Below are 12,563 nucleotides of genomic sequence, written 5' to 3'. Positions count from 1 at the left end.
TTAAGTTACGCACTCTGCCGCATCGGGCGGATAACGGGCAGGCCCTTGCTGTCGTATAAGAGTTCGATATCCACTTTATATAGCCTACCTATCATGTCCGCCTGCAACACGTCCTGCGGCGCGCCCTGCGCCTGTACTTTGCCTTCGCCGAGCAAAATCACGCCGTCTGAAAACTGCGCGGCGAGGCTCAAATCGTGCAAGACCATCAGCGTAACCAGATTGTGTTCGTGCGTGTATTGCACCACGCGCTCCAAGAGGTTCAACTGGTGGTGCATATCCAGCGCGCTGACCGGTTCGTCCAGCATCAGGATTTCGGGGCGGCGCAGCATGACTTGGGCAAACATCACAAGCTGCCGCTGTCCGCCGGAAAGCCGCATGACGTCGCGGTGCGCCAAGTGGCCGATGCCCAGCTCCGCCATGATACTTGCGGCTTCGTGCAGCAGTTCGTCGCCGACGTGCATGTGCAGCGCGTCCATGCGGCCGAGCAGCACGACTTCCAGCGCGGTCAGCGAGGCTTCGGCGGCGGTGTCCTGCGACATATAGCCTATGCGTTTGCGCCAGCTTTGCAGGTGGATTTTGCTCAACATTTCGTCGCCGTAGCGGATGGTGCCTTTGTGCGCCACTTCGCCGAAAATCGTTTTCATCAGCGAGGATTTGCCCGTGCCGTTCGGGCCGAGCACGGAATAGACTTTGCCTTGTTCCAGCGTCAAATCGATACTGTCGGCGACCACATAATCGCCGCGCCGGATGTGTACGTTTTCAAGTTTCAACATTTCAGACGGCCTATCGTTTCGTTAATACAATCCAGAAGAAGAACGGCACGCCGACAAACGACGTAACGATGCCGACCGGAAACAGCGCGCCGGGGATAATTACCTTGGACAACACGCTCGCCACCGATAAAAACGCCGCCCCCGCCAGCATTGCGCCGGGCAGGAAGAAACGTTGGTCTTCGCCCAAAAGAATCCGCGCCACATGCGGCGCGACCAAGCCGATAAAGCCGATCACGCCGACGAAACTGATTGCCGTCGCCGTCATCACCGCCACCAACACCAGCGTTTTCAGGCGCAAAAGTTGCAGATTGATGCCCAGCCCGACGGCGCGTTCCTCGCCCAAGCGCAACGCGGTCAGCTTCCACACGTCGCGCGAAAGCAGAAACACGCATACCGCCGTAACCGCCGCCGTAACGATGACCGTCTCCCAAGTCGCCTTGGTCAAACTGCCGAACAGCCAAAACAGAATCTGCTGCGAAATCTCAGGCGCGGCAATAAATTGAATCAGCGACAAAATCGACTGAAACAGAAACAACAGCGCAATCCCCACCAGCACCAGCATCGCCGAGTTGAAGCGGCGCGCCGAGGCAAACAGAAACAAGATGCCCGAAGCCAGCATGGTCATCACAAACGCACCAATGGGGACGGCTACTGTTTCAGGCAACCCGAAACCGCCGAACGCAATCACCACCGACGCGCCCAAACCTGCCGCCGCCGCCAAGCCCAGCGTATAAGGGCTGGCCATCGGGTTGTTCAAGAGCGTTTGAATTTCCGCACCGCCGACGCCTAAAGCCGCACCGACCACCAGCGCCATTACCGCAATCGGCAGGCGCAAATCCATCACAATCAGGCGGTTCATTTCATCGACTTCGGGTTTGCCCAGCAAAACATTGACCACTTCGCCGACCGGCAGTGTGTCCGTCATCGCCGGGCCGGTGGCGATGTCGAATAGGAAACTGACCGCCGCGATGATTAAAAACATCAAAACAATCAACCAACGCTTGCTTTCCAACTTGCGCTGGTTTTTCACAATCTCGGCGACAACCGAATCATTCATGTTTCAAACCTTTAAAAAAGAGTGTTGTGAAAGGGGAGAACGGGTTTGCCTTTTTCTTCCGCAAAAATTTCAGACGGCCTTCCGATTTAAAAGGCCGTCTGAAAATCTAAACTACCTTATTGTCCTTTCGGATACAGGTAGAACGTACCGTTCGGTACAACCGGCAGGTTTTGGCGGTAGAAGTCCAGATAGGTTTTCTCAGGGTTGAAATCCTTAAACAACTGCGGATAAATCGCTTTGGCCATAAACTGAATCGACGCGCTGTCGGACAGCGTGCGCGAGTTGGCGTGGTAGGCAGCGTAGAGGCGGTTGTTTTTAATCGCAGGCAGGTTGGCCCAGCCGGCGCGTTTGGCAAAACCGGCCAAGCGTTTTTCCGCTTCGGCTTTCGGAATGCCCCAGCCCATCACCATGGCGGCAGGGTTTTTCTTCAATTCGGTTTCACGGCCGGTAATCACGATAACGTCAGGTTTGGCAGCCAATACTTTTTCAGGATTGATCGGGCCGTAGAATTCGACCGAAGAGGCGGCGATATTGTTGCCGCCGACCAGTGTCGCCATCGAACCCCACATGCTCTTGCCGAAGGTAACGCTGTGCTCGGCAGGGCCTTTGTTGCCGAACTCGACATAGACTTTAGGCTTGGGCAGGTTGGCTTTTTGCACGCGCGCCTGGATGGTGTCGGCAACGCGTTTGTAGTCTGCCGCCAGTTTGTCGGCTTTTTGCTGCTGGCCGGTCAGCGTGCCGATGAGTTTGGTCGATTGAACGTGTTTGGCGACCGTTTGCGCGTTGTAGTCCAACACGACGATGGGGATACCGGCTTTGTTGATGCGGTCAAGATCGGAACCCAAAGCCTTGTATTGCCATTCGGCCAAAACCAGCAAATCGGGTTTCAGCGCCAATACTTTCTCAATCGAGAAAGTGCCGACTTCCACTTCGCCCACGTCGGTCAGCTGATTCAGTTTAGGCACGGCTTTGCTGAATGCCGCCCAGCTTGGCGGCGCCCAGTCGGCCCAAACTGCTTTGGAGAAACCGACGACGTTGTCCAGCGCGGTTTTACCGCCGATTGCCATGTAGTCTTGGTAGTAGAAGCCCAAAACCACGCGCTTGGCAGGCAGGTCGACGGTTACCTTACGGCCGACGGTATCGGTCAGCTGAACCGGTTTGGCAAAAGCGGATACGGAGCCGACTGATAAAGCTGCGGCGGCAATCAAAGCAGAAAATTGCGTAAATCTCATGAATTATTCCTTTAAAATATTATGATAACCATTATCTTTTTATAAATTTACAAGGTATTGAATCTTTTTTCAAGTGAAACGAGTGAGTAGACATATTTCGAAATAAAAAGTTGCATCATTAAAACAAATGGATAGTATTTATATAGGGCTTGGGTGTACTGAAGACCTAGTTAAAAGGAATGATATGGGGTACCTAAATCCATAGTGGACAGTAGCTGAAATGGATAGGCAAAGGGTTTTTTATTGCAAAAAATAAAAGGTATCCGGTTGAATACAGCAGGCCGTCTGAAACCTTGCGATTCGGGGTTCAGACGGCCTTTGGTGTGGGCATAAAAGTTTTATTTCACTTGCGCCCTATATTTTTCAGACGGCCTGTAAGCAGTGTTTGAAAAAAGTGAAAAAGGTTGGTTTTTGAAATGGCGAAATAGGGAAGAAGGGAGCTTGAGGGAGAATCGGGTGTAAGCCCAAAATGGGGACAAATAAAAGGGCGTGTATCGAAACACGCCCTTGTTAGAGGTTCAGACGGCCTGCGATTCCGCCTGTTCGCTTTGGTTGAGGATTTTAATCAGCTTCTCGGTTTTTTCCGGGTCTTCGCAGCGCAGGATTTTGGCGGCATCGTTTTCGAGATGGCCGGTGTGGCTGTGCAGGATGATGTTTTTAACCGAAAGCAGGTTGTTGGGGTTCATGGAGAAGCGGCGCAGACCCATGCCGAGCAACAGTCGGGTGAAGACGGTATCGCCGGCCATTTCGCCGCAGATGGATACGCCTTTTTCCATGCGGTTTGCCGTGCGGATGATGTGTTGCAGCGTTTTGAGAACGGCAGGGTGGCCGGGTTGGTAAAGGTGGCTGACGCTGTCGTCGCCGCGGTCGACCGACAAGAGGTATTGAATCAGGTCGTTGGTGCCGACGGAGATGAAATCGACGAGCTTGAGGATGCTGCCGACGGTCATGGCGGCGGACGGGATTTCAATCATGCAGCCGATGCTGACCGGGCCGAAGGCTTCGTCGCGTTCGGCGAGTTGGCGTTGGGCCGTGTCCAGATGGATAAGGCATTGGCGCACTTCGGAAATGGATGTAATCATCGGCCACATCATGCGCACGGGGCCGTGTGCGGCGGCGCGGAGGATGGCGCGCATTTGGGTGCGGAACATGACCGGCTCGGCGAGACACAGGCGGATGCCGGTCAGGCCGAGTGCGGGGTTGAGGCTGCCGTTGGGCGAGCTGTTTTGGCCGAACCAGCGCGGATTTTTATCGACACCCAAATCGACGGTGCGGATGGTGATGCTTTTGCCTTTCATCTTTTTCACAATCGCGCTATACACTTCGTATTGCTCGTCTTCAGACGGCATGGTGTCGCGGTTGAGATAAAGAAATTCGCTGCGGAACAGGCCGACGCCGTCTGCGCCGAAGTTGTGCAGGGCTTTGATGTCTTCGGCGGATTCGATGTTGGCGAGCAACTCAATGTTGATGCCGTCGGCCGTGGTGGCGGCGGTTTTTTTGATTTTGTTGAGTTCGCGCTTGTGGCTGCGGTATTCGCGGGCGAGGCGGCGGTATTCGTTGAGGACGACTTCGTCGGGATCGATGATGAGGGTGCCGTTGATGCCGTCGACGATGACGATTTCGTTTTCAGTGATGAGTTTGCGGGCGTTGTGCAGGCCGATGACGGACGGGATGTCGAGGCTGCGGCCTAAGATGGCGGTGTGGCTGGTCGGGCCGCCGGCATCGGTCACGAAGGCGGTAATGTGCTGCTCTTTGAACAATACGGTATCGGCAGGCGAGAGGTCGTGCGCGATGAGGACGGTGTCGTCAAACAGGTTGCCGGCGAGGTTAAGTTCGTTGCTTTGGCCGACAAGGTTGTTGTGGATACGGCGGACGACTTGGAGCATGTCCTGTTTGCGTTCGCGCAGGTAGTCGTCGTCGATGCTGTCGAACTGGGCGGCAAGCTTGTCGCTTTGCAGTTTCAAAGCCCATTCGGCGTTGATTTTCTGCTCGCGCAAAATGTCGATGGGTTCGCGCGAGAGGGTGACGTCGGTCAGCAGCATCAGGTGCAGGGAGATGAACGCGCCCAATTCGGTCGGGGCGTTTTCGGGAATCGCGCTGCGCAATTGTTCCAGTTCTTTGCGTGTGGCTTTGATGGCGTTGTCGAAACGGGCGACTTCGGCCTCGAGCTTGTCGGGATCGATGTCGTATTGGGGAACTTCCGCCGCGCCGCGCGTGATGAGGTGGGCGTGGCCGATGGCGATGCCTTTGCCTGCGGCCACACCGTGTAGGACGATGCTCATTATTCGCCCTCGCCGAAGTAGTCGTTGATGAGGTCGGTCAACGCCTGCATGGCGGCGGCTTCGTCTGCGCCGTCTGTTTCCAGCTCAATCACGGTGCCTTTGGCGGCGGCCAGCATCATCAGGCCCATGATGCTTTTGCCGTTGACGCGGTTGCCGTTTTTGGTGACCCAGACTTCGCTTTGGAATTGGGAGGCGGTTTGGGTGAATTTGCTGGAGGCGCGCGCGTGCAGGCCGAGTTTGTTGATGATTTCGATTTCTTGTTTGAGCATGGATTTCCCCTAATGGTTGTAAAGTGAATGGTTTCAGACGGCCTTAGCCGTTTTCTTTGCACACCAGGTCTTCGGGTGCGGATGTAATGGCGAAAATGCCCCGGATGGCGGCTTCTTTGACGGTTTCGGTGAAGTCGGAGAGGTTTTCGGCTTGTGATGAGTATTGGATGGCTTTAATCATCATCGGGGCGTTGAGGCCGGTCAGGATGGCGGATTTATTTTCGCGCACCAGCCGGCGTGCGGCGTTGCACGGGGTGGCGCCGAAGATGTCGGTCATGATCAGTACGCCGCGGTTGTCGGGAAATTCCTGCAAGGCGGCGATGGCGTTGTTGATGATGTCGTTTTGGTCTTCATTGGGTTGAACGCAGAGAATACGGACGTTTTCGGGAAAGCCGTTGGGGAAGAAATGGTGGGTCAGCCCTTGGTAGGCTTCGCCTATGGTTTCGTGCGTGATGATAAGCAGGCCGATCATGATGTGTTCCTAGTGTTGGTTTGAGGCCGTCTGAAAACCTTTCAGACGGCCTTGGTTTTATTTGTTGTTTAAGGCGTAGATTTCGCCGAGGTTGCGCCAGCAGCCGGCGGCATCCATGCCGTAGCCGAAGACGTAGCGGTTGGGCACGTCCAAACCGATATAGTCGGCTTGGGTCGGTTTTTCTTTGTCGATCAGCTTGTTGGCAAATACGGCCGCACGGCAGCTTGCCGCGCCCATTTCCAACAGTTTTTCCTGAATGGCGGCCATGGTGTGGCCTTCGTCCAAGATGTCGTCCAAAACGACGACATGACGGCCTTTGATTTGCTCGGGGTCGGGCATGCGTTTCCAGTTGAACGCGCCGCCTGCGAGTTTATCGCCGTAGCGGGAAACGTGGACGTAGTCAAAGTCCAGAGGGAAGCGCAACAGCGGCAGCAGCTGTCCTGTAAACACCACCGCGCCACCCATGACAGGCAGCAGCAGGGGATATTTGTCGGCCAAGTCGCGGGTGATGTCGTCGGCAACTTTTTGCAGGGCCGCGCGGCATTGTTCTTGGTCAAACAGCAAGTCGGCATTGTCCAGCATGGCTTGGGTTTCAAGGCGTTTGGTTTCTAAGTCGGTCATGATAGGTCGTGTTGGGTACGGTTAAAAACAAATTATATAGCGGATTCAATCAATTTTCGATACAGGCCGCAATGGCGCATGGGAAGGGAGGATTAGGGCCAAACGCGTTCAGACGGCCTTTTGCCCTTCCGCTTCGTCCACCAGCAAAAATGCCGCCAAAGCCAAAGCGGTCAATACCGCCGTCAACACCATCGCCCGTCCGTAATTGTCCGCACCGGCGCGCCCGAGATAATCGTAAATCAAGGTGGTCAGCGTCTGCCATTCGGGGCGAGACAGGAACAATGTGGCCGCAAATTCGCCGATACACGTTGCCGAAGCCAAAGTCAGGCCGCGCCGCAAAGCCGGTTTCAATAAAGGCGCGGTTACATAACAGGCCGTCTGAAAACCGTTTGCGCCCATGGTGCGCGCCGCCGCCGCGTAATCTTTGGGCAAACCGTCCCACGCGGCCAGTACGTCTTTGGCCACAAACGGATACGCCAACAGCGCGTAAGTCGCCGTCAGCAGCCACAGCGAAGCCGTCCACTGCGGATAGAGCAACAATACGCCGAACGCGATGCACACGGGCGACACCATAAACGGCAAAAACATCAGCGCGCGCAACCACGCCATTTGCCGTGCCGCCGCCGCATACAGCACGCCCAAAACCGTCGCCGCCGCCACCGCTGCCGCAGAGAAACGGATCGTGTTCCACGCAGCCGCCCACGTTTGCGCTTCCAGCAAAACCACCCACGAAGAGCCTGCCGCTGCCGCCTTGAGCCACACTGCCGCCAAAGGCAGCAGGCAGCACAGCACCAACATGGCCAATACCGTTGCCGTCAGCCATTTTTCCCAAGCCCGTACCGGCGCGCGCGGAGGCAAAGGTGAGACCGACTTATCCACCGCCACGCGCTTACTCCAATACGCATACAAACCGCCGGCCGCCGCCGTAGCCGCCAGCACCAGCCACACCAACACCGACGCACGCGCCATGTCCAACTCGTACGCCACCAGCCGGTAGATTTCCACTTCCACCGTTGCAAAACGCTCACCACCGAGCAGCAAGGCCAGCCCGAAGCCTGAAAAACAATATAAAAACACCAAGCACGCGCCGCCGGCGACCCATGCACGAACCACCGGCCATTCGACCCAGACAAACCGCCGCCACGCATCCGCGCCCAACGATTGCGCCGAGAGCAACCGCGCCTGCGGCACACGCACAAATCCCTGATACGCCGAGCGCACCAAAACCGGCAGGTTGAAAAACACATTGCCGTAAATCAGCAGCCACGGCGTGTCCTGCCAACCTGCCGCCAGTATGCCGTGTGCGCCGAACAAGGCCAGCACGCCCATGCCCGCCACCAAAGTCGGCATCACAAAAGGCAGCATCAGCAGGCGCAAAACCGTGCGCCGTCCGGCAAAATCCATCCGCGCCAGCACCCACGCCGCAGGCACGCCCAAAGCTGTAACCAAGACGCAGGTCAAAACCGCCTGCGCCACCGTCCAGCCCAAGCGCAGGCGCATATAGTCGTCAGCCACCACTTCCGCCCAAGCACCCTCGCCGTCGTAAAACGCCAGCGACAGCAAAGGCGCGGCCACCATGACCGCCAAGAAACCCAAAGGCAGAAGCAACAGCGCAAACCGCCGAATCCAAACCTGCATCGATGCGTACCCGAGAATAAAAACGCCTATTTTAGCCCGAGTTCGGCATAGAAGGTGGTATTCCTGCCCTTGTTTTCAGACGGCCTGTGCAACCTTACGGATAAAACTGCCGTTTCTTCAAATTTTCCAAACATTTACGAAATCTCTTCAAAAAGGCAACAAAATTGGTTGGGCATTTTTGATACAATCCGCCGCTTCAAAAAATCAAATAAATCAAAAACAAGGAAACATTATGACCACTACACGTCCCCAAACCTACGATACCGTCTCGCGCGCGTTGCACTGGTTGACCGTACTCGGTTTCATCGGCATCCTCTCCACCATTACCGTTTGGACCATCTACGATGGCGAAGAATGGGTCAAGTCGCTCTTCGGCGTACACAAATCCATCGGTTTCATCACGCTGCTGGTGATTGCCGTGCGCATTGTTTGGGCTTTGCTCAATGCGTCCAAACGTCCTGCCGCTGACAGCTTTGCCGCCAAAGCCGGCCACCTTGCCCTTTACGTCCTCATGCTTGCCGTTCCCGTTATCGGCATGATCCGCCAATACGGTAGCGGCCGCGGCCCGTTGAAAGTATTCGGTGTCGAAGTGATGCAGGGTTCGCCTGAAAAAATCGAATGGATGGCCAACCTCGGCAATATGGCGCACGGCAAACTCGGCTGGCTGCTCTTCGCGCTGGTCGCCGGCCACATCGCCATGGTCGTCGTCCACCGCATTCAAGGCCACGACGTTTTGTACCGCATGATCGGCCGCCGTTCTTAAGTATAAAACGGTAAACAGACAAGGCCGTCTGAACATAGTTGCCCAAGCAAAACTGTTTTCAGACGGCCTTTTTGTATTTGTGTTAATCTGCAAAAATAGGGCAGGCATTTTGCCTGACTGTTGTCTAAATACTGTAAACCATACCGAGAAACACCATGACTGCTCCCATTCTCGCCATCACTTCCGGCGAACCGGCCGGCATCGGCCCCGACATCTGCCTTGATTTGGCTTTCGCCGACCTTCCTTGCCGCCCCGTTGTTTTGTGCGATAAAAACCTGTTGGCGCAAAGGGCCGAACAGCTCGGCAAATCCGTTATCCTGCGCGATTTTCAAGCCCAAGCGGCCGATCCGTTGCACAAGGGCGAACTCGAAGTCCTGCATATTCCCTTAGATGCCGAGTGTCGGGCAGGCGAACTCAATCCTGCCAATGCCGCGTATGTCCTCCGGCTGCTGGATACGGCGTATCAAGGCATTTCAGACGGCCTGTTTGCCGGTATGGTGACTGCGCCGCTACATAAAGGCATCATCAACGATGCCCACGCAGGCAACGGCTTTTTCAGCGGCCACACCGAATACCTCGCCGAAAAAAGCCATACCGAACAAGTCGTCATGATGTTGACCGGCGGCGGCCTGCGCGTGGCGTTGGTGACCACCCATCTGCCGCTGAAAGACATTTCCGCCGCCATCACGAAGCCTTTAATCGAGTCGGTTGTCCGCATTCTTGAACACGATCTGCGCCATAAGTTCGGTATAGCCAAACCGGTCATCCTTGTTACCGGCCTCAATCCCCACGCTGGCGAAGGCGGACATTTGGGACACGAAGAAATCGACACCATTATTCCGGCGCTTCATGCCTTGCAGGCCGAAGGCATAGACGCGCGCGGCCCTTATCCGGCCGATACCGTGTTCCAACCCTTCCTGCTCAAAGATGCCGATGCCGTCCTCGCCATGTATCACGACCAAGGCCTGCCGGTGCTCAAATACGCCGGTTTCGGCGAAGGCGTGAACATTACCCTCGGCCTGCCCTTTATCCGCACCTCCGTAGATCATGGCACGGCCTTGAACTTGGCCGGTACGGGCAAAGCCGATTCCGGCAGCCTGATGACCGCCGTCCGCGCCGCGCTCGATATGGCGCGCAATATGCAGAAACAGGCCGTCTGAAGCGGAAAGGTTTAATCGTTTGTCGGCGTAAAGTGTTCCTGTAAGAGCATCATCAGGAAATATTTGCCTGCCGGTTGATAAAGCCGATAAATGTTTGGACAATAATCAGTGTTTTATTGTAAAAACCATATATAACAAGGCCGTCTGAAGCCCTAATTGGGTTTCAGACGGCCTTTCAGTTTTTTGGTTTACCAAATTTCAGATAAAGTTTCTTTGACTTTGGCTTTCACTTCCGCACCGAAGCGGCGGCTGAGCATTTTGCTGAAATCGTCTTGCGGCGTGTAGTTGACCAGCTCGGGGGCTTTGACGACATCGCGGGCAACGCTGTAAATGCTGCCGAAGTCGTCAATCAGGCCGACCTGTTTGGCTTCTTTGCCGGTATAGATGCGGCCGCTGAAAACGTCGGGATACTGTTTGTCTTTCAACCTTGCGCCGCGGCCGAGTTTGACGGCTTTGATGAATTCTTGGTGGATATCGCCCAACATGCTTTCCCAAATTTGGGTTTGCGCTGGGGTTTCAGGTGTGAAAGGGTCGCCCATGCCTTTGTTGCTGCCGGCGGTTTTCAGACGGCGTTTGACACCGGCTTTGTCCATCAGGCCGGTAAAGTCGAAACCGCCGCCGATCACACCGATGCTGCCGACAATACTGGAAGGGTCGGCGTAGATTTTGTCGGCTGCGGCGGCAATGTAGTAGCAGCCGGAAGCGCACATGTCTTCGGCAACGAGGTAAACAGGGATGTCTTTGTGTTCGGCTTTGAGGCGGCGGACTTCGTTAAAGGCCGTGTTGGACACGACAGGCGAACCGCCCGGGCTGTTGGCGCGGATGATGATGGCTTTGGCGTTGCCGTTTTCGTAGGCGGCTTCCATGCTGTCGCGCAGGATTTGGACTTGGTCGTCGATGTCGTTGCCGATTTCGCCGGTCAGGTCGATAACGGCGGTGTGTTCGCTGCGGGCTTGGACCGACGTGGTTTTTCCTTCTTCTTCCGCAAGGCCGAAAATCAGGCTGAGGAAGATGAGGACGGCGACGCCGCGCCAGATGTTGCGCCAAATGCGGGCGCGGCGTTGTTCTTGGTAGGCGGCGAGGAGGACTTCGCGCAGGGTGTTGCGCTCCCAGTTGTCGACGGGGGTGGAGGCTGAAGAGGGTGTGTTTTGGGCATCGCCTTCACGGTGGATTCGGTATTGCATGATGTGATGTACTTTCGTGCAGGCCGTCTGAATGTTCAGACGGCCTGATCGGTTTTAGTTGATGGAATAGCCGCGCAGGTATTGCGTGCGTTCGCGGGTCATGCGGGTTTCACACTGCAGGCGCAGGTATTCTGCTTGTGCAGCGTTGTCTGCAGACGCGGCGGCTTGTTGGCAGTTGAGTTTTTTGCTTTGAATCCAGGCGCGTTGCTCGCCGAGGATTTGTTGTTTGACGTCGCTGTCCATGCCGCCCCAGAGGTCGTTGATCTCGCCGTCCGCCTGACGGTTTTGCGCGCGCGCGTTGTCAAGTTCGCTTTGGCTGAGGCCGGGCGGCTCGTTGCGTTGGGTTTCATGGTCGGGGCGCAGGACTTCGTAATCTGAATCGTCGCCGTCATCGGTCAGGCCGGCAGCCTGGCTGGTGGCGTTGTTTTCAAGGATGTCTTGCGGATTGAGGGTGGGCGGTTCTTCCGTGTTTTGGTTTTGCAGCAGTTTGATGGCCTGCTCTTTGGACACGGGTTTGCCGTCTATCATGACGATGCTTTTCACGCCGTAGGGCAGCAGGGTGGCGGAAAGGGTTTGGGCGGTGGAACTCAGGGTATTGTCTTCGAAAACCGGTTTGCCGTCTTTGTCGGGGGTGTAGAGCAGGGTGGTGCTGAACGTGTTGTTTTCAAAGGTCAGGTTGCTGCCCATCAGTTTTTGTTCGAGCATGTCGGCCAACGGGGTGCTGCCGTAAATCAGCGGGCTGTTGTCTATGGCTGTTTTGAGGATGGTGTCGGGAATACGGATTTTGAGGTTGGCGCGGCAGATGGCTTTGCCGTCGTCTTCGGTTTCTTTGGGGTCTTCAAGCAGGGTTTCTAATTCGAGGCCGGCGGCGATGATTTTGTCGGCATCGACGAATTGGCGGTTGTCATTGCGGGCAAAGGAGCGCGCTTGTTGTTTGAGGGTGTCTTCGATGGTGGTACGGATGTTTTGCAGTGTGGCCGGTTGGGCGCAATCAAGTGCGGCTTTGGGCTCTTCTTTGCTGCATGCGGCAAGCAGAATCGTGCTTAAAATCAATACGGAAGCGGTTTTTTTGTACATGTGTACTCCTGAAGGTGACGGCCTTTCAGACGGCC

At 55.7% G+C, this 12,563-nt stretch carries 12 protein-coding genes; 2 read left to right on the top strand and 10 right to left on the bottom strand.

From position 1 onward, the window contains the following. Positions 1-5 precede the first annotated feature (5 nt). From HMPREF2711_RS04735 to HMPREF2711_RS04700, 8 genes are all read right to left on the bottom strand, one after another. Positions 6-773, bottom strand: a complete 768-nt coding sequence (locus HMPREF2711_RS04735; protein WP_070615692.1) for an ABC transporter ATP-binding protein — start codon at positions 771-773, stop codon at positions 6-8. Between the two features lie 10 nt (positions 774-783). Then, positions 784-1,830, bottom strand: a complete 1,047-nt coding sequence (locus HMPREF2711_RS04730) for a FecCD family ABC transporter permease (protein WP_003747933.1) — start codon at positions 1,828-1,830, stop codon at positions 784-786. 116 nt (positions 1,831-1,946) lie between these two features. Beyond that, complete coding sequence (locus tag HMPREF2711_RS04725) at positions 1,947-3,062, bottom strand: ABC transporter substrate-binding protein (protein WP_003747935.1); 1,116 nt, start codon at positions 3,060-3,062, stop codon at positions 1,947-1,949. 518 nt (positions 3,063-3,580) lie between these two features. Continuing rightward, positions 3,581-5,344: a phosphoenolpyruvate--protein phosphotransferase gene (gene ptsP, locus HMPREF2711_RS04720; protein ID WP_003747937.1), complete on the bottom strand. Its 1,764-nt coding sequence runs from the start codon at positions 5,342-5,344 to the stop codon at positions 3,581-3,583. Beyond that, positions 5,344-5,613, bottom strand: a complete 270-nt coding sequence (locus HMPREF2711_RS04715) for an HPr family phosphocarrier protein (RefSeq protein WP_003747940.1) — start codon at positions 5,611-5,613, stop codon at positions 5,344-5,346. The genes ptsP and HMPREF2711_RS04715 overlap by 1 nt, the downstream gene beginning before the upstream one ends. 43 nt (positions 5,614-5,656) lie before the next feature. Then, positions 5,657-6,085, bottom strand: coding sequence for a PTS sugar transporter subunit IIA (locus HMPREF2711_RS04710; RefSeq protein WP_070615689.1), 429 nt, complete (start codon positions 6,083-6,085; stop codon positions 5,657-5,659). 57 nt (positions 6,086-6,142) lie between these two features. After that, positions 6,143-6,706: a hypoxanthine-guanine phosphoribosyltransferase gene (locus tag HMPREF2711_RS04705; protein WP_003747943.1), complete on the bottom strand. Its 564-nt coding sequence runs from the start codon at positions 6,704-6,706 to the stop codon at positions 6,143-6,145. 108 nt (positions 6,707-6,814) lie between these two features. After that, entirely contained in the window at positions 6,815-8,344 is a 1,530-nt protein-coding gene (locus HMPREF2711_RS04700; RefSeq protein WP_070615686.1) for an ABC transporter permease, read from the bottom strand. A 232-nt stretch (positions 8,345-8,576) separates the two neighbouring features. Between HMPREF2711_RS04700 and HMPREF2711_RS04695 the strand changes: the two genes are divergently transcribed. Together HMPREF2711_RS04695 and pdxA are read left to right on the top strand one after the other, a co-directional pair. After that, on the top strand, positions 8,577-9,107 hold the full coding sequence (locus HMPREF2711_RS04695; RefSeq protein ID WP_083301550.1) for a cytochrome b: 531 nt from the start codon (positions 8,577-8,579) through the stop codon (positions 9,105-9,107). Between the two features lie 155 nt (positions 9,108-9,262). Next, positions 9,263-10,267 (top strand): 4-hydroxythreonine-4-phosphate dehydrogenase PdxA, encoded by a 1,005-nt coding sequence (gene pdxA / locus HMPREF2711_RS04690; protein ID WP_070615682.1) that lies wholly within the window; start codon positions 9,263-9,265, stop codon positions 10,265-10,267. Positions 10,268-10,455: 188 nt separating this feature from the next. Here the strand turns inward: pdxA and HMPREF2711_RS04685 are convergent, their stop codons facing one another. Beyond that, complete coding sequence (locus HMPREF2711_RS04685) at positions 10,456-11,451, bottom strand: S49 family peptidase (protein WP_003747953.1); 996 nt, start codon at positions 11,449-11,451, stop codon at positions 10,456-10,458. A 54-nt stretch (positions 11,452-11,505) separates the two neighbouring features. After that, positions 11,506-12,528: a lysozyme inhibitor LprI family protein gene (locus HMPREF2711_RS04680; protein ID WP_003747955.1), complete on the bottom strand. Its 1,023-nt coding sequence runs from the start codon at positions 12,526-12,528 to the stop codon at positions 11,506-11,508. Between the last annotated feature and the right edge of the window lie 35 nt (positions 12,529-12,563).

The organism is Neisseria sp. HMSC070A01 (genome assembly GCF_001810165.1).
In the GTDB taxonomy this organism is placed as follows: Bacteria; Pseudomonadota; Gammaproteobacteria; order Burkholderiales; family Neisseriaceae; genus Neisseria.
This window is presented reverse-complemented; position numbering and strand designations above follow the sequence as displayed.

Bases quoted from the DNA above. Each gene is read 5' to 3' on its own strand.
- HMPREF2711_RS04705 (WP_003747943.1), bottom strand. From the start codon at position 6,706: ATGACCGACTTAGAAACCAAACGCCTTGAAACCCAAGCCATGCTGGAC.
- HMPREF2711_RS04715 (WP_003747940.1), bottom strand. From the start codon at position 5,613: ATGCTCAAACAAGAAATCGAAATCATCAACAAACTCGGCCTGCACGCG.
- ptsP (WP_003747937.1), bottom strand. From the start codon at position 5,344: ATGAGCATCGTCCTACACGGTGTGGCCGCAGGCAAAGGCATCGCCATC.
- HMPREF2711_RS04725 (WP_003747935.1), bottom strand. From the start codon at position 3,062: ATGAGATTTACGCAATTTTCTGCTTTGATTGCCGCCGCAGCTTTATCA.
- HMPREF2711_RS04685 (WP_003747953.1), bottom strand. From the start codon at position 11,451: ATGCAATACCGAATCCACCGTGAAGGCGATGCCCAAAACACACCCTCT.
- HMPREF2711_RS04695 (WP_083301550.1), top strand. From the start codon at position 8,577: ATGACCACTACACGTCCCCAAACCTACGATACCGTCTCGCGCGCGTTG.
- HMPREF2711_RS04680 (WP_003747955.1), bottom strand. From the start codon at position 12,528: ATGTACAAAAAAACCGCTTCCGTATTGATTTTAAGCACGATTCTGCTT.
- pdxA (WP_070615682.1), top strand. From the start codon at position 9,263: ATGACTGCTCCCATTCTCGCCATCACTTCCGGCGAACCGGCCGGCATC.
- HMPREF2711_RS04710 (WP_070615689.1), bottom strand. From the start codon at position 6,085: ATGATCGGCCTGCTTATCATCACGCACGAAACCATAGGCGAAGCCTAC.
- HMPREF2711_RS04730 (WP_003747933.1), bottom strand. From the start codon at position 1,830: ATGAATGATTCGGTTGTCGCCGAGATTGTGAAAAACCAGCGCAAGTTG.
- HMPREF2711_RS04700 (WP_070615686.1), bottom strand. From the start codon at position 8,344: ATGCAGGTTTGGATTCGGCGGTTTGCGCTGTTGCTTCTGCCTTTGGGT.
- HMPREF2711_RS04735 (WP_070615692.1), bottom strand. From the start codon at position 773: ATGTTGAAACTTGAAAACGTACACATCCGGCGCGGCGATTATGTGGTC.